Origin of the sequence: Commensalibacter melissae (genome assembly GCF_009734185.1) — a bacterium.
GTDB lineage: Bacteria > Pseudomonadota > Alphaproteobacteria > Acetobacterales > Acetobacteraceae > Commensalibacter > Commensalibacter melissae.
On the sequence record NZ_CP046393.1, the window covers coordinates 873,487 to 895,123 of the forward strand.

Here is a 21,637-nt window from a genome sequence, read left to right on the forward strand (position 1 = left end):
ATGAGTGATTCAATAAAATCAAAACAAAATCAATATGTTTTAACACTTTCTTGCCCTGATAAACCAGGTATTGTTTCCGCAATTTCTACAGGATTATTTGAAGCTCAAGCCAATATTGTTGAGTCGCAGCAGCATGATGCTCTTTCGGGTTATTTTTTTATGCGTGTTGTGTTCACCCTAGAGAGCGATAAAAAAAATTATCAATGGTTATATTCCAGATTGGAGGCTATTGCTGCCCAATTTAAAATGACATGGTTCTTGCATGATCGGGAACGTAAAAAACGTGTGTTGTTGATGGTATCAAGATTTGATCATTGTCTGGTTGATCTTTTATATCGATGGAGAATAGGGGAACTGGCAATAGAACCCAGTGCAATTGTTGCAAATTATCCATATGAAGATTATGGTCATATTGATATGCAAGATGTACCATTTTATTATCTTCCCATTCTTAAGGATACCAAAAGGGAACAAGAAACGAAATTGTGGGATATTATTAAGGAAACCCGGACAGAGCTTGTTGTTCTTGCGCGCTATATGCAAATTCTGTCTCCTGAAATGGTAAAAAAATTGGCGGGTCAATGTATAAATATACATCATTCCTTTTTACCCGGCTTTAAGGGTGCAAAAGCCTATCATCAGGCTTATGAACGAGGGGTTAAATTGATTGGTGCAACAGCACATTATGTAACCGAGGATCTTGATGAAGGTCCAATTATAGAACAGGACGTTGAACGGGTCAGTCACAATGACACCCCTCATGACCTTATCCGTAAAGGAAGGGATATTGAAAGACGAGTTCTGGCAAAAGCCGTGCGTTATCATATTGAAGACCGTGTTCTTTTAAATGGTCACAAAACCGTTGTATTTTCGGATTGATCAGGGAAATAATTTCCCTCTCAATCCAGTTTTTATGCGATGGGCATACTGAGAATTCTTTGCGATGATGCCCATGCGAATAAAAAGATCGATTAATACAAGATTGACATTAAATTTGAAATCATCTGTTTCGCACACTTGATGGTAAACATCTTCTAATTTTTTTAATTGGAAAGATTCAACCTCTCCATCATTGGGAACCGGTTGAAAATCTTCCGGCAACCATAGATCATAGCAATATAACACATCTCGCCTTAACCCTTCAGGTCTGATCATGCTATAAGTAATCAGTGATTTATATTCCGCATTTATCATGAGGGCGTTCGGAATGCTTGCTTCTTCACGTGCTTCTTTTTCTAGAGTGTTGTTATGGGTAAATCCTGCTGGTATACCTCCCGCGACGATATGATCCAGTTTTTCAGGATCAAGCCGTTTATACTTTGCCCGTTTCGCGATCCACAAATAAATTTGATTTCTTTTCTTAACCAAACCATTGAGATGAACTCCAGTTCCAATCAGTCCAAGATCAGGAATAACGGCACGATCAATTTTTCCAACCGGTTTAGCATATGGTGAGGGATAGACATCAAAAAGTTCATTCATGGCGCGAACCATATTATTTTCAATTAGTTGATTACCCAGCATCTCGATTGAATATTGTGCTGGTAAAGTACAAATATTATTTTCTTCCATAACAACATGATGTTTTTGGAGAGTATCCATAAATGAAGGTCGAACCCATCCTATGATCTGATTATGCGCCTTGAAAGGTAAAAAATCTTTTTGTAACTTGGCGGTATTACATTTTTTTATATGACGAAATAAATTTTTAAATTCAACAGGTTGCATTAAAAATCTCTTATATTGCTTTAATAGTTTTTTTTATTTCAAAGTTATCTATTTTTATATTTTTTCATTTTTGGGGTAAACACTTCATATATATTGATAAAACAATTACAATCTTTTGAAAATAACATGTCACGATATTCCAAATTTTCCTATGTCAACAAAGAAAGCACTCGTTCAGGATGGTCAACTTTACTAGAGCTCTTGACCTATTTGTGGCCTCGTCAGCATATAACGTTGAAAATTCGCTTTATCTTTGCGATGGTTTTGATGATTGTTGCCAAAATCATAGCCTTGGGTGTTCCTTATCTTTATAGCAAGATTGTGGATTATTTTTCCCAGAATAATCATGAAATAATTTATGTGCCGATTTATCTTATTGTTGGATATGGATTGGTTAGGATTTTTTCCAGTTTATGTTCGGAATTGAAAGACACGGTTTTTGCGCCATTACGATTTAGGGTGATGCGTATAATAACCCTAAAATGCTTCGAGCATGTTCAAAGACTTTCACTAAAATTTCATTTAAATCGAAGAACCGGAGCAATTACACGGGCTATTGAGCGGGGTGGTGAGGGAATTGAAACAATTTTGAGAGTGGGTATATTCAGTATCATTCCAACAGTTATTGAAACCTTGATGGTTCTCGGTGTGATTGCTCATTTGTATAATGGATATTATACACTTGTTGTCTGTCTTGCAATATTAGCCTATTTTTTCTTTACGATTTGGTTTACATCTCGGCGTATCAAGATTCGTCGAAAAATGAATGAAATTAATAATGAAGCCAATAATCGTGCCTTGGACAGTTTGCTGAATTATGAAACTGTTAAATATTTTTGTAATGAAACCCATGAAATAAGACGATATGATGAAGCATTGGCACATTATGAAAAAGCTTCCATTAAAACACAAATAACGCTCAATATCCTGAATTTTGGTCAATCTTTCATTATAGCCATTGCATTGACATTTATTATGTTAATGGCAGCACGTGACATTGTCAGTTATCATTTTACTGTCGGAAAATTTGTTTTGATTAACACCTATTTGATGCAGCTTTATCAGCCCTTGAATTTTCTTGGCAGTATCTATTCTAATTTGCGAAAATCAATTGTTGATTTGGAAAATATGTTTTCTCTTTTGGCACAGCCAATGGATATCAATAATCAAGAATGCGCCAAATCACTTCCAACTGAATTGGTGAATGCGGGGCCTGCCAAAATTGAATTTAAAAATGTTTTTTTTGGTTATGACCCCTCTCGGGAAATTTTGCATCATGTAAGCTTCCTGGCGGAACCAGCCCAGCAAATTGCCATTGTTGGACCAACAGGGGCCGGGAAATCAACAATTAGCCGTTTGCTGTTCCGTTTTTATGATGTTACATCCGGTGCTGTATTAATCGATAATGAGGATATACGGTCTTATAAACAGGATGATTTGAGAAAGGCCATTGGAGTTGTGCCTCAAGATACGGTTTTGTTTAATGATTCGATTGGTTACAATATTGCTTATGGTAAATTAGGAAGCTTACAAGCAGAAATTGAAAAAGCAGCAAGGCTGGCTCAAATCCATGATTTTATTGTTGGTTTGCCCGAGGGATATAATACTCAGGTGGGAGAAAGAGGGTTAAAACTTTCCGGTGGCGAAAAACAAAGGATAGCTATTGCAAGAACGATATTGAAAAATCCAAGGATTTTAATCCTGGATGAGGCAACAAGCGCGTTGGATAGTCAGACAGAAAAAGAAATACAGCAGGCTCTTTTCCAGGTTTCTCAGGGTAGAACCGTGATTACAATAGCTCATCGTTTATCAACAATTATTCATTCGGACATGATTCTGGTTATGATGGATGGGAAAATATGCGAACAGGGAACTCATGAATTCCTGCTTGCAAAAAATGGTTTTTATGCCAATATGTGGTCTATACAGAGTCAACATTCTGATAAATAGGCTAGAAATAGTGAAAATTTTTAATTTTGAGGTTTAAAATTTGGATTTTTACTTGACTATTTCGTGAATTTTAGTCATAGGGCTAAACTAAGTATTTTTTATTTGCCAAACATTAAGTCTTGGCTTTCACAATCCGAGGATGAAAACAAATGTCTCGCCGTTGCCAAATCACAGGCAAAGGTGTGTTGACAGGAAATAATGTCAGTCACGCCAATAACAAAAACCGTCGCCGTTTCCTGCCTAATCTGCAGGATTATTCCTTAAGGTCCGATATTTTGGGTCAACAAATACATTTACGCGTCACAACGCATGGTCTCCGTACCATTGAACATAATGGCGGTTTAGACAATTTCCTGCTAAATACACCGAATCGTAAGCTTACAGAAGAGGCTTTAGTGATTAAACGTCGTATTCTTCAGGCTCAGGAAAAAAAATCAGCAGTAGCTGCTTAATTTTTTAAAAAATTGATTATCTAGTAATTAAATAACTTCCTTGATTTAATCTTAAGGGAGTTATTTTGAGTTAAAAAAGGAAATTATTCTTTTAATCTTATGATTTGATGAATATATTTTCTGAATATTTTTCTATCGTTTGTGGAGGTTTTACTTTTGTCCGACCATTCTGATCTTTCTAAAATCCGTAATATAGGTATTACCGCGCATATTGATGCGGGTAAAACAACGACAACTGAACGTATTCTATATTATACAGGTGTCTCCCATAAGATTGGTGAGGTCCACGAAGGGAACACCACTACTGACTATATGGCACAGGAACGTGAAAGAGGGATTACCATTACTTCCGCTGCCGTTACCTGTGAATGGAACAAGCATCGTATCAATATTATTGATACTCCGGGCCATATTGATTTTAACATTGAAGTTAACCGTTCATTGCGCGTACTTGATGGTGCGGTTTTCATTATCGAGGGTGTTGCTGGTGTCCAACCTCAGTCTGAAACGAATTGGCGTTTGGCTGACCGTTACAATGTCCCTCGCATTATTTTCATTAACAAGTTGGATCGTACAGGTGCAAATTTTGAATATGCTTTCAGCACTTTAAAAGATAAGCTGGATATTGTCGCTATCCCTTTACAGCTTCCGATTGGTGCGGAAGAAAATTTAAAAGGTGTTATCGATCTTGTTAATATGAATGCCATTATATGGGAAGGTGATGATCTTGGTGCCAAATACAATATTGTTGAAATCCCTGCTGAATTAAAGGAAAAAGCAGAAGAGGCACGTCAAAATCTTCTGGACACCGTTTTGGCTGTTGATGATGCGGCTATGGAAGAATATTTTGACAAAGGTGATGTTTCTGTCGAGGTTTTAAAGAAATGTATTAAAAAAGGTACCATTTCTGGAGAATTTCGTCCGGTTCTTTGCGGTTCTTCTTTCAAGAACAAAGGTGTTCAGCCTTTATTGGATGCAATTGTTGATTACCTTCCTGCTCCTGATGATGTGGAAGGAATTCGTATTGCACCTCCTGAAGATGAAGAGGTTGATGAAAATAAATTACCAATCATTCCCGTTGATCCAAATGGCAAATTTGCCGGTTTGGCTTTTAAAATCATCAATGATAAATATGGTTCTCTAACTTTCGTACGTGTTTATCGTGGTATCTTACGTTCTGGTGACACGGTTTTGAACACAACCCATGGTCATAAAGAGCGTATTGGACGTATTTTCCAAATGCACGCTGATAAACGTATAGAAATCAAAGAAGTGCATGCTGGTGATATTGCCGCTTTTGTTGGATTGAAGGATACAAAAACAGGGGATACTTTGGCAGATCCGGCAGATCCGGTTGTTTTGGAACGTATGCAATTTCCAGTACCTGTTATCGATATTTCTGTCGAACCAAAAACCAAGGAAGCGGTCGAAAAAATGACCCTTGCGCTTCAGAAATTGGCGGCAGAAGATCCATCTTTACAGTTAAAGACAGATCAGGAAACGGGGCAAACAATTCTTTCAGGTATGGGTGAGTTGCATCTTGATATCATCATTGACCGTTTACGTCGTGAATATGGTGTTGATGCGAATATTGGCGCACCACAGGTTGCATATCGTGAAACCATTACTCAGTCTCATACAGAAACCTACACCCATAAAAAACAGTCTGGTGGTGCGGGTCAGTTTGCTGAAGTCAAAATTATTTTCGAACCTACCGAACGAAATGAAGGAATCATATTCGAAAATAAAATTGTTGGCGGTGCGGTTCCCAAGGAATATATTCCAGCTGTTGACAAGGGTATCAGAAACCAAGCATCTACCGGTGTATTAGCAGGATTTCCAACTGTAGACTTTAAATTTACGCTTGTTGATGGTAAATATCATGACGTTGACTCTTCTGCATTGGCGTTCGAGATTGCCGGTAAAGCCTGTTTCCGTGAAGGAATGAAAAAAGCTGGTCCTGTCATTCTTGAACCTATCATGGATGTCGAAATCACTACACCTAATGATCATGTTGGTGATGTTGTTGGTGACTTGAACCGTCGTCGCGGAATGATTCAAAGTCAAGAAACTTCTGGAAGCACTGTCATGGTTCGCGCTTTTGTTCCATTGAAAGAAATGTTTGGCTATATTTCTGATCTTCGTTCAATGACCAAAGGTCGTGCGTCCTTTACAATGCAATTCCATCATTATGATCCAGTTCCCCGTAATGTTGCGGATGAAATTATTAGTCAATCTGCCTAATTTTAAATAACAATTTGATACGATTTAAAGCAGCCTTTTTTGTATAAAAGGCTGTTTTTTTTGTGAAAATGTATGTGATTAAATAAATATTTTAGGTTTTATTTGTGTAATTTAAAAAATTACATCATAATTAATTTTTATCAAAAAATTTTGAAATTTTATGGGATTTATTAAAATAAATTTATCTTTTTTTAAATTAAGACATCAAAACTAGTGAAAATAAAGTTCAATTAGAACAGTAGACTTATTTTAATACGTTAAGGGTTGCAGGCGATAAGTCAATAAGGTGATTTATGGAAACCTCGTGTTACTATTATTACTTATTTTTCTAAAGTTTAAAATTATATTAATAAAGCTTTGGAGGTAAAGAACGTCAAGAGCGTTACCCTTTTGCCGTTATTGATGAAAATACAGGGAAAGTTTTGGGTACAACTAGTTTTTTTTGAAATTGCCCCTGATCTGCGACGTTTGGAAATTGGTTATACATGGTATGTAAAATCTTTTCAAAGAACTCATGTAAACATAAATTGTAAATATTTATTGCTAGAATATGCTTTTGAAAAATTGCAAGCCAACACCGTCGGTTTACGAACTGATATTTTTAATTTCAAAAGTCAAAGAGCAATTTAACGGCTTGGTGCAAAAAAAGATGTAATTCTACGTGCTCATATTCTTAGACAGGATGATACTTTGTGCGATACCATTATTTACACCATAATTTCAAGTGAATGGACAAACGTCAAAGTATATATATCCGCTTTGTTAAATAAATTATATTAATGAATATTCACATATTAGAAGTATTTTAAATTAGATAAAAATAAGTGAGAGGCAATATTGATATAAGAGTTAAATATTGCCTCATGTCAAATAATATTTTTAATAACTGGTATTCCCTTTATGTTCCATAATTTTTTTATAAATAAAAAGAATGATAACAGCTCCTACAATTGAAAATAATATTCCAGCTTTTTCTCCATCACGATAGAAGTGAAGAAGCTCTCCTAACCAAGTTGCCAAAGCGGAACCGGCAATTCCTAAAAGAACAGTGATAATAAATCCGCCCGGCTGTTTTCCAGGCATAAGTAATTTTGCAATACCACCAATAATAAACCCAACAATAATAGCGCCAATTAAAGAAAACATAAGTTACTCCCTTGAACAAAACTATCTTGTTGTATAGTTTAAACGATTTTTTACTAAAACAATAGATTTATTATTTTCTTTTATTTATCCGAATGCATGTAATCGATGAATGAGAGCGATTGAAATTTCCCTGACCAAATCGAAATTATATTGCATGGGTTTAAATATTTGACGGTCATCCATTGCATATGCACCTTCATTTCTTGGACCTTTTGGTTCATAAAAATATAGATCGGATACATGTTCAGATGCTTGTGGAAAGATATGATTGACGAGCATATGCAAAACCGAGGGTATTTCCAAACACAAGATTTTAATATCCAAATGTTCTCTGTTATAACCGTTAAATGGAGAGAAATATGGAATCTTGGTTGATAACATCCAGATTTTTTCAATCAATGCCAATCGGATAGCATGTAACAAGATTTCCTTATCATCCATGATTGGCGTATTTTTCCAAATTGACAGAAGAATAATATGATCTTTCTGTATGCGATGAAAAGTTGCCTGGGTACTCGACCAGCAATCCAGCCGTTGCAATCCGTTTGCCAGCGCCATATAGGATTCCTGTATCACAGGATTTTCTTCAGTTGCAGCCCGATCTAGCCAGATGCCGGGATCAAGCATATAGATTCCAGCTCTCAAGACAGATGCATCGGAGTGCTTAAGGGCATGAAAGGCAAAATCGAGGGATTGCCTGAACCGTTTGCTGTTTGTCAACATTTCTTCAAATGTATCGGGGTTGGCCGACATTGCGGTACCCAAACCTTGAAGTACATTAGCACACCAACCCAATTGTTGTAGAATTGCATTGTTAGGAATAGCACGCAATTCCCTTGGATGTTTTATATAACTTCTTCCCGCTGCTGTATCATTTTGGCGAACTGCCGGTCTTGACCCCGTTTGATCAATGAGGGAGGGACCAAATGTGCTTAACAAGGTTCCATATCCCTTATCATTAATCAATTCATTCATGGATGCATTGATCGTTGAAAAAAAATCTGCATTAAAATCTTTTTCATCATAGATGGGATCATGTTCAACCTTATCAAAATCGTAGATATGCTCTGCTATGATACTGATTGTGGCATTGGCCAGCAATTGTGTGCCAAAAAGTAAATATCCGTCTCCACCTTGAAAGGCCGTTTCTTGTCTGCTTCGTATACCAAGTTTATGAAAATATTGCTCAGTAATTTTTGGGGAAAGATATTCCAGACGATCTTGCATGCTGAATGGATGACCACCACGACCGATACTTTCGCCATGTGTATCGAATAAAATAAGTTGAATATTTGATAATTGATATTTAGCCAAAAGTTTTGCAATTTTCTTGCGTAATTTTTCAATCTGATATGTGGCTGCAATTTGACCAATAAATCTGCCGGAATCAGAATACCCAAATTGCAGGCATAACTTGCCTGTTTTTTTCAAGTAATTGCGCCAATGCGGTGATCTCAGGGCTTGTTCAATAATCTTGTCGCCATGATTGAGGGCATAATCTGTTTCAAATAATGGCGAAATCTCGATATTTTTCTCAATCCCAAATAATCTTGCAAGCCAAAGGGCCATAAGTAATGTAAAACCGCTTTCTGTTTCCGCAATTAAAAAGCGAATAGGGGTTTTGCTATCAATATGTTTGAATATCTGGGTTAACAGCATCATTAATATGCTTGCCGAGGCCTTTTCAGTTAGCAAAGCACCGAAATCCACAGGAACAGGGTCAATTTTATCCAATGCTGTATTTATCGTATTAAAAAGTGTTCTTGTATGAGAAGGATTTTCAGGATTACTGGTTATCCCCAATCGTTGACGGGCCATATTATGAATTTGGGTGGAATTAAGTCTAACATGGGAATGTGAAAGACTTAAACCATGAGTGACAAAACCCGCCTTCGCGATCAATAAATCAATAATGAAATTATCATCAACATCGTTCATGGCTTGATCAAAAAGAGGAAGAAGCTGATCGGTTGAAAGAATTGATTCATGACGGTTTTCAATCAATATTCGGGAAAAATTTGAAAATAGATCAGGGTCAGGCTTTAAAGGACAGTTATGGATTTGATCCTTGACATGGTTTAGGGCAATTGCAATAGTATTTTTTAATTGGTCGACACCATTTGGGATGTTGTCTAATTGCTGATATAGACGTTCCAATTGTAATTTTTTCATCTGTAGGCGTATGAGTAAACTATCCCACCAGCCTATGTCGCTTCGGCCATCCGTATCATATCCTACCCAACTGCTCAGTAAAATTGGACTGGGATTCAGATTGGTCCAATGGTCAGGCCAATATTCCTTCGCAGTCTCAAAAAGGGTATAATTGAATAGATCCAAAGCGTTTCGTCCCCTAATAATAGCATTATTTGCAAGTTGAAGTTCCTCTTTCAAATCAGGGGGGGCAGATCGTCTGTGAGTCGTAAAAAAGGGAATATCTGTGTCATCATCTATAGGATGACTGGCCATATCTGCCAAGGCTGTGTAAACTGGATTGGCGAGGGAAAAGGTTGGATGTGCCGTAAAAATTGCGGCGAATTTGATAGTTTCAACTAATTTCTTGAAATTTTCAAAACTTGTTTCCTTATTTTTTTCGTTTGCGTAATCGGATTGCTGGATCAATTTTTTTATGACGGTTTCGATACGTTGCCGAATATTATCTTTAGTGGGATTGTAAAGGTATTTTTGCAGATGTTTGGCATGTGACAAAAAAGCGGAATCTCTCAATTTCTGGATTATTTCTTTGAGATTTTCTGTAGTAAGATCATTTGACTCTAATTTTTGGTTAATTTTCTGTGCTAAGGTCAGGACAGGATTTTCTGTTGGTTGGTGATCTTTTTTTGATCTCAATTGATTGGTTAACTGTAGCAGCTCATCAAGTATCTGGGAAGAGGAGTTCGTTGATTCCGTCATGATCCAAAATTATCCATTACTAGTTTCATATAATTAAATCTGTTTTAATATGATTAATTATTATAAAGAGAAATAAAAGGTATAAATTCACGATAACAATAATTACACGAAAAAATGTTGAAGGCGATGAATAAAGTTTCAAGTTCGGATGACCACGTAAAAATAATTTTCCTACGCTATCATCGATTGGCAACTTTTTTGCTGTTAATCATGGGATGTATAACTTTATTAGGCTATTATCTGACGACTTATACAGAAATCAAACATAATTTCTGGGTTGAATTGATTTTGGCTGGTAGCCAGGCTGGATTTATTGGTGGATGTGCTGATTGGTTTGCGGTGACAGCATTATTTCGACATCCCATGGGTTTGCCCATTCCTCATACCGCAATTCTACCAAAACAAAAAAAACGTCTAGGATACGGGTTGGGATGGTTTATAGCTCAGTATATTTTTACTGAGAAAGACATCACACTTATTTTGAAAAAAATGGATCTTCCAAGTTTTTTGGGAAAATATTTGGACAAAACAGAGAATATTGAATATCTGAGCAGTATTTTGTTGAAATCTCTTCCTGATTTTCTTGATCGGATTGAAGATGGTCGGATCAGCAACTTAATAACAAAAATTATAAATCGTCTTTTGAGTGGAGAATCAATCTCACCTTTTATCGGTAGAATCATAAGAACAATGCTTGATATCGATCAGCATCAAGACATAATTTCATTCATTTTGGAAATTCTTAAGAAAACGCTTAAAGAAAAGGAATCAAGCCTCAGGGAAATGATTCATAGTCGAGTGGAAGAACAGGGTGGTCGTTTTCTGGGATGGATGATCGGTGATTCAATTGCGACAAAAGTTTTGGTCGCTGTAAATAAGGAAATGGATCGGATAGATCCACATAATGATGCTGTAAGAGAAAAAATCGGCCAGTGGATAAAGGATGAAATTGATAAAATTGAGAATGACCCTGAACGTGTCAAAAATATATCTGAAGCTTTTAGACAAATTGTAAATCATGAAAGTATACAGGAATGGCGTGAAAATCTTTGGAAAAAAATTAGAAAATTTATTCACGATGATGCCAGGAATGAGGATGGATGGTTTAGGAACGTGATTATTGATTCAATTCATTATTTTTCTGAACTGCTACAAAAAGATCCTAAAATCAGAAAAAAAATAAACAAGGCGATATTGAAACTTATTTCAAGATCATTACCAAATTTTAAGGAAGGGTTGATCCGTTTTACTGAAACTGCTGTTTCGCAATGGGACAGTCAAGCGTTGGTTGATCGACTTGAATGTCGAATAGGCAAGGATTTGCAATATATACGGATAAATGGTTCTATTGTAGGTTTTTCAATCGGAATAATCTTTTTTTTATTTGTTAAACTGTTTTTTAATCCTTAAACTGTTGTATTATAAAAAAATAAAAAAAACTTTTAAATCGATAAAAATGGACTTATATAGTCCTATATAATATGTTTTATTTGATCGAATTGATAAATTATGTTGAAACTATCCAAACTTATTGATTATGCAACGATTATTATCATAAGTCTTGATCAATATAAAACTGTTGTCTCTTCATCCACACTTGCTGCGAGAACACATATTCCTGAACCTACTGTGGCCAAGATACTGAAAATGCTGACCAGGGCTTCCTTGACAAAATCTTCGCGAGGACCGGGAAGTGGATATTATCTATTGAATGAGCTTAGTGAAATTTCTCTTGCTACGGTTGTTAGAATTATTGAGGGACCCATTAAGTTGGTTGATTGTAAAAAGGATGATTGTCGTATTGAGAATGAAGAGTGTATTTTATATGGAAAATGGGAAATATTGAATTATCAAATAAAAAATGTTTTTGAAACTTTAACTTTGGCAGATTTAAAAAAGAGTTCTGCCAGATTTGACTTAAATAAGAATTAACAAATTCAAGAAACAAACATTTAGAAACAGAGCATATTATGAATAAACATGTCCAAGATGAGGCCTTGTTGAAGCAGCTTAAGACAGATACCTACAAGTGGGGGTTCGAAACGTATATTGAAATGGATATCCTACCCAAGGGACTTGATGAAAATGTTATCCGTTCAATTTCTGCTCGCAAGAATGAGCCTGATTGGATGCTGGAATGGCGTTTGAAAGCCTATCGGATGTGGATGACCATGGAGGCTCCAACATGGGGTAAGTTCAAACATCCTGAAATTGATTTCCAGGACTTGCATTATTATGCAGCGCCAAAAAAGAAAAAAGGACCAAAGTCTCTGGATGAGGTCGATCCCGAATTATTAAAAACATATGCTAAATTGGGTATACCCTTAAAAGAACAGGAAATTTTGGCGGGGGTTGAAAAACCGGAAAATGGAGAGACTGTACCTGTTGCTATTGATGCAGTTTTTGATAGTGTCTCTGTTGCAACGACGTTTAAAGAAACTCTTGCGAAAGCGGGAGTGATTTTTTGTCCAATTTCAGAAGCTATACAATCTTATCCAGATTTGGTTAAAAAATATCTTGGTAGTGTGGTACCACAGGGAGATAATTTTTATTCAGCCTTGAATTCCGCTGTTTTTACGGATGGTTCATTTGTATATGTTCCGAAAGGTGTGAAATGCCCTATGGAACTTTCAACCTATTTTCGTATAAATGCAAAAAATACCGGACAATTTGAACGTACGCTCATTATTGCTGATGATGCTTCTACCGTATCATATTTGGAGGGATGCACAGCTCCTCAACGGGATGAAAATCAATTGCATGCTGCTGTTGTAGAACTTGTGGCCATGAGTGAGGCTTTTATAAAATATTCCACAGTTCAAAATTGGTATCCGGGTGATAAAAATGGTAAGGGGGGAATTTACAATTTTGTAACCAAGCGTGGTGCTTGCCGTGGTGTACGATCACGTATCTCATGGACACAGGTTGAAACCGGATCGGCAATTACCTGGAAATATCCTTCCTGTATTTTACAAGGGGAAGGATCAATCGGGGAATTTTATTCTGTAGCCGTAACAAATGGGTATCAGCAAGCTGATACCGGTACAAAAATGATTCATATAGGAGCCAATTCACGTTCCACCATTTTGGCAAAAACCATTAGTGCAGGAAAATCTGACAGTACATATCGTGGATTGGTTAGAATGATGCCAAAAGCCCGAAACAGTCGCAATTTCACTGAATGTGACAGTTTACTGATCGGAAATAATTGCGGTGCACATACAGTTCCCTATATTGAAAGTAAAAATAGTTCCGCCAAAATTGAACATGAAGCAACAACTTCGAAGATTTCCGAAGAACAGTTATTTTACTGTCAACAGCGTGGATTAACCAAGGAAGCGGCAATCGGATTAATTGTGAACGGGTTTTGTAAAGATGTTTTAAAAGAGCTTCCAATGGAATTCGCTGTAGAAGCGCAACAGCTTTTACAGATAAGTCTTGAAGGAAGTGTGGGTTAGTTTAAACTATGAATATGTTATTAGAAATAAAAAATTTACATGCATCCGTTATTGATGACACTGTTGAAAATGGATCAAAGCAAATTTTAAAAGGTGTCAATTTATCAATTCCCGCTGGTGAAACTCATGTTATTATGGGACCTAACGGTTCTGGTAAGTCAACGCTTTCCTATGTCTTGTCTGGTCATCCCAGTTATAAAGTGACATCTGGTCAGGTATGGTTTAAAGGGGAGAATCTTCTGGAAATGTCTCCTGATGATAGAGCCGTGGCGGGATTGTTTCTTGCCTTTCAGTCTCCCGTGGAGCTGCCTGGGGTCAATAATGCAAATTTTTTACGTACAGCAACCAATTCCGTTCGTAAGGCGCGAGGACAGGAAGAACTTGACGCGGTGTCATTTCTTAAACTGGCCCGTCAGTTGGCAAAAAAGCTTTCATTTCCAACAGACATGCTTAAACGCAATGTAAATGTCGGTTTTTCTGGAGGTGAGAAAAAACGAAATGAGGTTCTGCAAATGTCCTTACTGCAACCATCTTTTGCAATATTGGATGAAACTGACAGTGGGTTAGATATTGACGCGCTGCGTATTGTCGCAGAAGGAGTTAATACTCTTCAATCTTCAGATTTTTCCTCTTTAATTATCACTCATCATCAGCGTTTATTGGATTATATCAAGCCTGATTATATCCATATTTTAGCAAGAGGTCGCATTATCCATACTGGAGGGGCTGATTTGTCACTTCAGCTTGAAAAAGAAGGTTACGGACGGTTTTTGGATGAAATTGATGAATAATGTCACCGCGATGAACAAGCGTGAAAATTGGTTGGAAATATTAAATAGGTTGTCTTTATCTGAATATTTACAAGACAAGAGAAATATTGTTGATAAATTGCTGACTCTTCAATTCCCGACACGTAAAACTGAAGCTTGGAAATACAGCGATTTGAAATGGTTGCAAAAAACAGATTTTTCGCGTGATTTTGTTATTGATGAAGCGTTTGTTCATAGGGCCTTAGAAGAAATATTAACCGTAGATTTGCTAAATTTACCTAGAATAATCACCTATAATGGTCAATATCTAGAGACTTTTTCAACAATTAGTCTTCATTCAAACGAATTTTCTTTAAATAAGAATTTCAAAAGTGATTGGTCAATTCCGAACGATGATTTTTTGACGGCATTGAACAAAGTTGTTGAAAATCCCGTTTTGCAATTTAATTGTAATAAAAATTTCAATGATCAGACAATTTTATGTATTAATCTAGGAAAAGCTGAAACAACTGAAAAACTGTGTTTTTCACCAAAGTATTCATTTTATATTGAGAAAGAAAATAAATGTTCTGTAATTGAAATAAATTATGGAAAAGGTGTTTATTTTGCAAATTCCGTTTATGAAATAGAACTGGGAAGAAAGTCTAAACTAAACTATACCATTATTAACCATACATTATCAGAAAGCTATAATTGTTCTAGTAATTATGTTAAATTGTCTGATCATGCATGTTATCAGCAATTTTTGTTAAATAAAGCTTCCAGATTTTCACGTTATGAACTGAATATTGATTTGGTCGGAGAATGGAGTAAGGCAGATTTTGATGCTGTCCAGATTTTGTCAGGTCAACAGCATGCCGATATTGCATCAAAAGTGGTTCATAGTGTTCCACATTGTCAATCCAATCAGAATGTTAAAAATATCCTGTCTGATAATAGTCATGGGGTTTATCAGGGCAAGGTGCTAGTCAATCGTTTAGCCCAGAAAACGGATGCACAGCAGCAAAACCAGGCCCTATTATTGTCAGATAAAGCGGAAATAGATACTAAACCTGAGCTTGAAATCTATGCAGATGATGTTAAATGTTCCCATGGTGCAGCAATAGGGGCATTGGACCAAGAACAATTGTTTTTTTTAATGTCTCGTGGAATTTCTTATGAATTGGCCAGAGAAATGTTGATTAATGCATTTGTTAACGAGTCTATTGAAAAGATCGAAGATACCCTATTGCAGAATTTATTATATTATTACGTAACCGCCTCAACTTGAAAAGTGATTGCGATGTCTAACCCTGTCTATTCTTTTAATATTGAGCAAATTAGAAATGATTTTCCAATTTTAAAACAAAAAATTCACGGTAAAGATTTTGTATTCTTGGATAGTGGCGCATCAGCCCAAAAACCAATACAGGTTATTGAAGCGATGCAAAACGCCGCATATACGCAATATGCAAATGTGCATCGAGGCATTTATGCCATGAGTGAGGCTGTTACAGATCAATATGAATCAATCCGAAAAAAAATTGCCGGTTTTTTAAATGCATTTACGTCCGATGAAGTGATTTTTACTAAAAATAGTACTGAAGCGATCAATCTTGTAGCTTTTTCCTATGGAGGTCTGATAAAAAAGGGGCAGGGTGTTTTAATAACTGAAATGGAGCATCATGCCAATCTTGTTCCCTGGCAAATGTTGCGTGACAGATTAGGGATCCATTTATACATTGCACCGATATTGGAAAATGGTGATATCGATATATTGGCATTTGAACAAATTTTAATTGAAAATGATATTGCATTGGTTGCTGTAACCCATATGTCCAATGTGTTGGGAACGATTAATCCAATCAAAATGCTGGCTGAGATGGCACACAAGAATGGTGCCAAAATTCTTGTTGATGGCAGTCAAGGAATTGTTCATCAATCGGTTAATGTTCAGGATCTTGATATAGATTTTTACACTTTTACAGGACACAAACTTTACGGTCCTACGGGTATTGGCATTTTATGGGGAAAAAAAGAATGTCTGGATCAAATGCCTCCCTTTATGGGAGGAGGGGACATGATTGAGAATGTGACTTTTGAACGGTCAACCTGGGCAAAAATTCCTACTAAATTTGAAGCCGGTACTCAACCCATACTTGAGGTGATCGGTTTGGGGGCTGCAATAGATTATGTTTTATCTATCGGATATGATATTTTAATGCAGCATGATAAAAATCTGGTTGAATATGCGCTGATTAAAATGAGGAATATTCCTGGTTTATCTATATTGGGATCACCATCTGTAAGGGGAGGAGTAATCTCTTTTTCGATAAAGGATATTCATGCTCATGATATTGCAACCCTGTTGGATCAAAATGGTATCGCCATTCGTGCAGGTCAGCATTGTGCTGAACCGTTAGTGAAAAAATTTGGTTATACAAGCGTATCGCGGGCTAGTTTTGCAGTTTATACAACTTTTGATGAGATCGATAAATTTGTGGATGGATTGAATATGATTATTGATTTTTTTCAAAGATCTAATCATTGATAAAGATTTTTTACCCATAATTATATGAATGGCAGAGTTTTTTATGGATAATGTTGATCAAAAAAGGTCAGATAATATTGGAAAAGCAGTATCTACATCTGAATCTGATGTTAATCAAGAAAATATCGAGACTTGGAAACCTGAGGATAATTCAAACCCACAGATTAACAATCCTAAGGAAGAAATTGATGAAAATGCAATTATTGATGCTGTTTCAACAATTTATGATCCAGAAATTCCAGTTAATGTATATGACTTGGGATTAATTTACGCTATCGATTTACATGATGATGGAAAGGTGCAAGTTGAAATGACTTTAACAGCGCCCAATTGCCCAAGTGCGCAAGAATTACCCGTCATGGTTCAGCAAGCTATTGAAAAAGTTAAAGGAGTGACCGAAGTAAAGGTGGAAATTGTCTGGGACCCTCCCTGGGATCCTTCAAGAATGAGCGATGAAGCTCGACTAACCTTGAATATGTTCTGAAATTTATATCGGTTTAAATTTTAACTGAAGATAAATAATAATGTTATTTATCTTCAGTTTCTTTTTTTAAAGCTTACGAAACGGCGATAGCATAAAGGCAGGTACAAATTGTCCAAATCCAATAACAGGTGTATCGTTATCAATTAATGCATGTGTTAGAGGAATACGTGGAGCAACTTCAATCAAATTCTTATTATCCGCCTTTCTAGATTTGGTTTTTTGTTGACGAGAATTTTTATTTTTAACCAATTTCTTATCTGTTGAATTATCTGTTTCTTTAGAGGTATTCATAAAATCGTTAATATCAAGAACGGGAATGGTTTCATTTATAAGTTTTTCGATATTTACAATTAACTCTTTTTCCTCAAGTGTTGCAAGGCTATAAGCATAACCCGTTTTTTCCGCTCTTCCTGTTCTTCCAATGCGATGCACGTAATCTTCGGGTTGAAGAGGTATATCAAAGTTGAAAACGTGCGTTAGATTTTCAACATCTATCCCTCGTGCGGCAATATCAGAACAAACGAGGAACTGAATTTTTCCATTTTTAAAATCTTCCATCGTTTGGGTACGATGATGTTGTGCGATATCACCATGAAGAGAGGCACTTTTGAAATCATGTTTCTTCAGGGAACGAGTTAAAATGTCAACATCTTTTTTTCTATTGCAGAATATTATCGCATTTTTTACATTTTCCTGCTGTAAAAGAGTGCGTAAAATTTTTCTTTTTTTGTTATCAGGAACGATGATAACTTTCGATTCAATAGTTGAGGCTACTGATGAAGGTGGTGAAATAGATATTTCAATTGGATCTACAAGGAAAGAATTTGTCAATCTTTTGATTTCTAGGGGCATCGTAGCTGATAAAAGCAGGGTTTGTTTTTGTTGGGGTAAATAGGAAACAATTTTTTCAATGTCTGGGACGAAACCCATATCGAGCATACGATCTGCCTCATCAATGACGAGTATCTGAATCTGATTGAGTAAAATTGCTCCCTGACTAAACAAATCAATCAATCGACCCGGTGTTGCAATAATAATATCGGTTCCACGTCGAAGATTTTCTTTCTGTTCAGACTGACTTTCGCCACCAACGAGTAAACTATGGGAAAATTTTACATATTTATTATATAGTTTCAGATTATCTGCAACCTGAAGTGCCAATTCACGAGTGGGTTCTAGAATTAAAGCGCGTGGCATTCTTGCCCGTCCCTTGGACTGGGAAAGCATCTCGAGAATTGGTAATGTGAAAGAGACGGTTTTACCGGTACCAGTTCTGGCTATCCCAACGATATCTTTTTTTTGCAAAGCCATGGGAATGACAGCTGCCTGAATTTCCGTAGGCTTGTCAAATCCTATTTTATCAATGGCTGACAAAATTGAGGGAGACAATTTGAGTTGTTCAAAAGTCTCAATTTTTTCAATCGCAAGATTTATAGATGTATTGTTGTCAATTAATTTGTTTTTTTGTATATGAGAAGGCAAAATAAAACTTACCGTTAACACTTAAAAATAATAAAAATAGCTTATTCATTTATATAATAAGAATATTGTAATTAATCAATATACTTATTTTGTTGTAAAATAGAATAACTAATAATAATTTCATTAAAAATTTAATAATAAAATGTCTATTATTCCCAAAAATATAATTAATTTGAAAATATTACAAATTTTATTATAAAGATCAGTCTTAGGTCGTATAGATCGGTTTGCTTTTTGATAGGCTGACGTAAAACTATATAGATGGAAAATTATCATTAGAATAATGGTAATTATGGCGGCATAACCAGACCAGTTTACAGTTTTGTCAAAATAGTGGTGAATAAAAAGAATCAATTGACAAATCAGGATGGCAAAAGCGTTAAAACCATTAAGTTGATAAATTCTTTTCAGGTTTTGCAATAATACGGAAGATTTGAGTGTTTTATCAAGTAATCCCACTGATGATTGAACACTCAGACAATAAAAAAATATACTTCCGATCCATATGGAAAGAGCAATAGAGTTAATCGAAGTGATAATTCCCCAGTAAAAATTCATATGAGCCATATTAATTCCCTAGATATTGTGGTTTCGATAGATTAAATCCGTCTTATCATTGACGTGATGATTGTTAAAATCATTCATGTCAAATAAAGGCAAAAAAAGCAATTTTTCTTTATAGTTTGTCATATTATAATCATTCGTAGTTATAATTATAAGTGATATACTTAATTCATCACATTGAAAGATATATCATTATGCAATTAAAAAATGAAAAAACTAATTTGCTTCTGATAAATCCAGAAGAAATGAATCAGGTTGACAAGATCGCAATGCAATATTTGCCTGTTTTAACTTTGATGGAAAATGCTGGATTAGCCGTTGCACGGGCAATTATGCAATTTTATAAACCTTGTAAAATACTTGTTTTATGCGGTCCTGGAAATAATGGAGGTGATGGATATGTCGTGGCACACATACTTGCCAATGAGGGATGGCCAGTTAAGGTTGCCTCTTTGAAACCTCCAGAAAAGGGAACTGATGCTTACAAGGCTTTTGTTCAATGGAATGGAGATAAAACTGATTTTAATATTCAATCTGTGAGGGATGCAGATTTAGTTGTGGATGCTGTTTTTGGTGCGGGATTATCTCGTGACATTGATGATCATATAAGTTCAGTGTTGAAAGCTGCAGATCATCTTGTTGCCATAGACATGCCCTCTGGTGTTGATGGCAAGACGGGTATAATTAGAGGTTATGCTCCCCACGCTGAATTGACCGTAACGTTTTGTAGAGCCAAAGCGGGACATTATCTTTTACCTGGACGAGAATATATAGGTAAACTTGTTATTGCAAATATAGGTATACCAGAAAATATATTGTCAGAGCTATCAATAAATACCTGGTTGAACGAACCGGGATTATGGGAACTTCCAATTGCAGACGTTGAAGATTATAAATATCATCGTGGCATTGTAAATGTTGTGGGAGGGGGAACGGTAACAGGAGCCGCTCGTTTATCAGCATTAGCAGCTTCTTCCTGCGGGGCTGGATTGGTGCATATCTTTGCCTTTGGTAGCCGTGATTTATATTTGTTAACTTCACCCTGTTTTATGGTTGATGAGGGTGACTTCACTGATACCTTACAGGATAAACGAAGAAAAGTCTGGGTATGCGGGCCTGGTCTGACAGAAGATGAGGTTAAAATATCCCTAATAAATTTAATCAAGACAAATAAAACGATTGTTGCCGATGCAAGCGCTTTGACAAAAGAAAATTTTGATTTGTTGAAACAATGTGCCGTTATTACGCCTCACATAGGTGAATTTAAACGGATATTTGGTGATTTTAAAGATTGCCGGATTGAAGCGGTTAAAAAGGCAGCTAGTATTCTTAATACAGTGGTCATTCTCAAAGGTCCGGATACATTAATAGCTTCTCCCGATGGCAGGGTAGCGGTCAATTGTCATGCAAATGCACGATTGGCGACAGCAGGATCTGGGGATGTACTAACGGGAGTCATCGCGACTTTGCTTGCGTGTGGTATGGAGGTATGGGAAGCGTCTTGTGCCGCGGTCTGGATTCATGGAGAGGCAGCTTTTTTACATAACAACTCTTGGCCTAATGCAATGGACTTAATTCACAATCTTGGCAAGGCGAGAGATAATGGTCGATATCACGTGGAAAAATGAAAATAAGAAAAATTGAGTTTTGTTAAAAAAATTGTTGCCCTGCGATAGATAGTGCGTTAAATAGAAAAACTTCAATGCACAGACGTGCGGATGTGGTGAAATTGGTAGACACGCTAGACTTAGAATCTAGTGGCGCAAGTCGTGGGGGTTCAAGTCCCTCCATCCGCACCAAAAACGTATGATGTTAATTCCATGTGATTTTTGTGATCTGGCTGTTAAAGTGATATAAATTAATGTTAATTCTGAAACGCTCTATAATATTAGGGTAAAATTTAATTTAGACCGAGAGGA

At 36.2% G+C, this 21,637-nt stretch carries 17 protein-coding genes and 1 tRNA gene; 14 read left to right on the top strand and 4 right to left on the bottom strand.

Going from position 1 to position 21,637, the window contains the following annotated elements:
* Entirely contained in the window at positions 1 to 879 is an 879-nt protein-coding gene (gene purU / locus GN303_RS03900; RefSeq protein WP_110438921.1) for a formyltetrahydrofolate deformylase, read from the top strand.
* Here the strand turns inward: purU and GN303_RS03905 are convergent, their stop codons facing one another.
* Positions 880 to 1,728: an NUDIX hydrolase gene (locus GN303_RS03905; protein ID WP_110438922.1), complete on the bottom strand. Its 849-nt coding sequence runs from the start codon at positions 1,726 to 1,728 to the stop codon at positions 880 to 882.
* Positions 1,729 to 1,854: 126 nt separating this feature from the next.
* On the opposite strand from GN303_RS03905, the gene GN303_RS03910 reads away from it, so the two are divergent.
* The 4 genes from GN303_RS03910 to GN303_RS08935 all read left to right on the top strand — a co-directional run bounded on the left by GN303_RS03910 (position 1,855) and on the right by GN303_RS08935 (position 7,004).
* Entirely contained in the window at positions 1,855 to 3,678 is a 1,824-nt protein-coding gene (locus GN303_RS03910; protein WP_110438923.1) for an ABCB family ABC transporter ATP-binding protein/permease, read from the top strand.
* A 149-nt stretch (positions 3,679 to 3,827) separates the two neighbouring features.
* Positions 3,828 to 4,130: a 50S ribosomal protein L28 gene (gene rpmB, locus GN303_RS03915; RefSeq protein ID WP_110438924.1), complete on the top strand. Its 303-nt coding sequence runs from the start codon at positions 3,828 to 3,830 to the stop codon at positions 4,128 to 4,130.
* Positions 4,131 to 4,286: 156 nt separating this feature from the next.
* The gene (gene fusA, locus GN303_RS03920; RefSeq protein ID WP_110439017.1) at positions 4,287 to 6,374 is read left to right on the top strand and encodes an elongation factor G; all 2,088 of its coding nucleotides are present in this window, start codon (positions 4,287 to 4,289) and stop codon (positions 6,372 to 6,374) included.
* A gap of 402 nt (positions 6,375 to 6,776) precedes the next feature.
* A complete protein-coding gene (locus GN303_RS08935) occupies positions 6,777 to 7,004 on the top strand; it encodes a GNAT family N-acetyltransferase (RefSeq protein WP_110438925.1) in 228 nt (75 codons plus the stop codon).
* A gap of 249 nt (positions 7,005 to 7,253) precedes the next feature.
* Here the strand turns inward: GN303_RS08935 and GN303_RS03925 are convergent, their stop codons facing one another.
* Both GN303_RS03925 and GN303_RS03930 read right to left on the bottom strand, forming a co-directional pair.
* On the bottom strand, positions 7,254 to 7,520 hold the full coding sequence (locus GN303_RS03925; RefSeq protein ID WP_110438926.1) for a GlsB/YeaQ/YmgE family stress response membrane protein: 267 nt from the start codon (positions 7,518 to 7,520) through the stop codon (positions 7,254 to 7,256).
* An 84-nt stretch (positions 7,521 to 7,604) separates the two neighbouring features.
* Entirely contained in the window at positions 7,605 to 10,430 is a 2,826-nt protein-coding gene (locus GN303_RS03930; protein ID WP_110438927.1) for a phosphoenolpyruvate carboxylase, read from the bottom strand.
* A 126-nt stretch (positions 10,431 to 10,556) separates the two neighbouring features.
* Here GN303_RS03930 and GN303_RS03935 point away from each other — a divergent pair, with 126 nt between their 5' ends.
* The 7 genes from GN303_RS03935 (at position 10,557) to GN303_RS03965 (ending at position 17,672) form a co-directional block, all read left to right on the top strand.
* On the top strand, positions 10,557 to 11,840 hold the full coding sequence (locus GN303_RS03935; RefSeq protein ID WP_158523881.1) for a DUF445 domain-containing protein: 1,284 nt from the start codon (positions 10,557 to 10,559) through the stop codon (positions 11,838 to 11,840).
* Between the two features lie 99 nt (positions 11,841 to 11,939).
* A complete protein-coding gene (locus tag GN303_RS03940; RefSeq protein ID WP_110438929.1) occupies positions 11,940 to 12,362 on the top strand; it encodes an RrF2 family transcriptional regulator in 423 nt (140 codons plus the stop codon).
* Positions 12,363 to 12,400: 38 nt separating this feature from the next.
* Positions 12,401 to 13,888, top strand: a complete 1,488-nt coding sequence (gene sufB / locus GN303_RS03945) for a Fe-S cluster assembly protein SufB (protein ID WP_110438930.1) — start codon at positions 12,401 to 12,403, stop codon at positions 13,886 to 13,888.
* Positions 13,889 to 13,896: 8 nt separating this feature from the next.
* Positions 13,897 to 14,679, top strand: coding sequence for a Fe-S cluster assembly ATPase SufC (gene sufC / locus GN303_RS03950; RefSeq protein ID WP_110438931.1), 783 nt, complete (start codon positions 13,897 to 13,899; stop codon positions 14,677 to 14,679).
* The gene (sufD, locus tag GN303_RS03955) at positions 14,672 to 15,928 is read left to right on the top strand and encodes a Fe-S cluster assembly protein SufD (protein WP_110439018.1); all 1,257 of its coding nucleotides are present in this window, start codon (positions 14,672 to 14,674) and stop codon (positions 15,926 to 15,928) included. The genes sufC and sufD overlap by 8 nt, the downstream gene beginning before the upstream one ends.
* A gap of 12 nt (positions 15,929 to 15,940) precedes the next feature.
* The gene (locus tag GN303_RS03960; RefSeq protein ID WP_110438932.1) at positions 15,941 to 17,188 is read left to right on the top strand and encodes an aminotransferase class V-fold PLP-dependent enzyme; all 1,248 of its coding nucleotides are present in this window, start codon (positions 15,941 to 15,943) and stop codon (positions 17,186 to 17,188) included.
* A 43-nt stretch (positions 17,189 to 17,231) separates the two neighbouring features.
* On the top strand, positions 17,232 to 17,672 hold the full coding sequence (locus GN303_RS03965; RefSeq protein ID WP_110439019.1) for an SUF system Fe-S cluster assembly protein: 441 nt from the start codon (positions 17,232 to 17,234) through the stop codon (positions 17,670 to 17,672).
* A 66-nt stretch (positions 17,673 to 17,738) separates the two neighbouring features.
* Here GN303_RS03965 and GN303_RS03970 read toward each other — a convergent pair whose 3' ends face one another.
* On the bottom strand, positions 17,739 to 19,154 hold the full coding sequence (locus GN303_RS03970; RefSeq protein ID WP_231504069.1) for a DEAD/DEAH box helicase: 1,416 nt from the start codon (positions 19,152 to 19,154) through the stop codon (positions 17,739 to 17,741).
* Between the two features lie 758 nt (positions 19,155 to 19,912).
* Here GN303_RS03970 and GN303_RS03975 point away from each other — a divergent pair.
* Positions 19,913 to 21,346 carry an NAD(P)H-hydrate dehydratase gene (locus tag GN303_RS03975; RefSeq protein WP_110438934.1) on the top strand — a complete coding sequence of 478 codons (1,434 nt, stop codon included), beginning with the start codon at positions 19,913 to 19,915 and terminating at the stop codon, positions 21,344 to 21,346.
* A gap of 86 nt (positions 21,347 to 21,432) precedes the next feature.
* Positions 21,433 to 21,517, top strand: a tRNA-Leu gene (locus tag GN303_RS03980).
* Positions 21,518 to 21,637 lie beyond the last annotated feature (120 nt).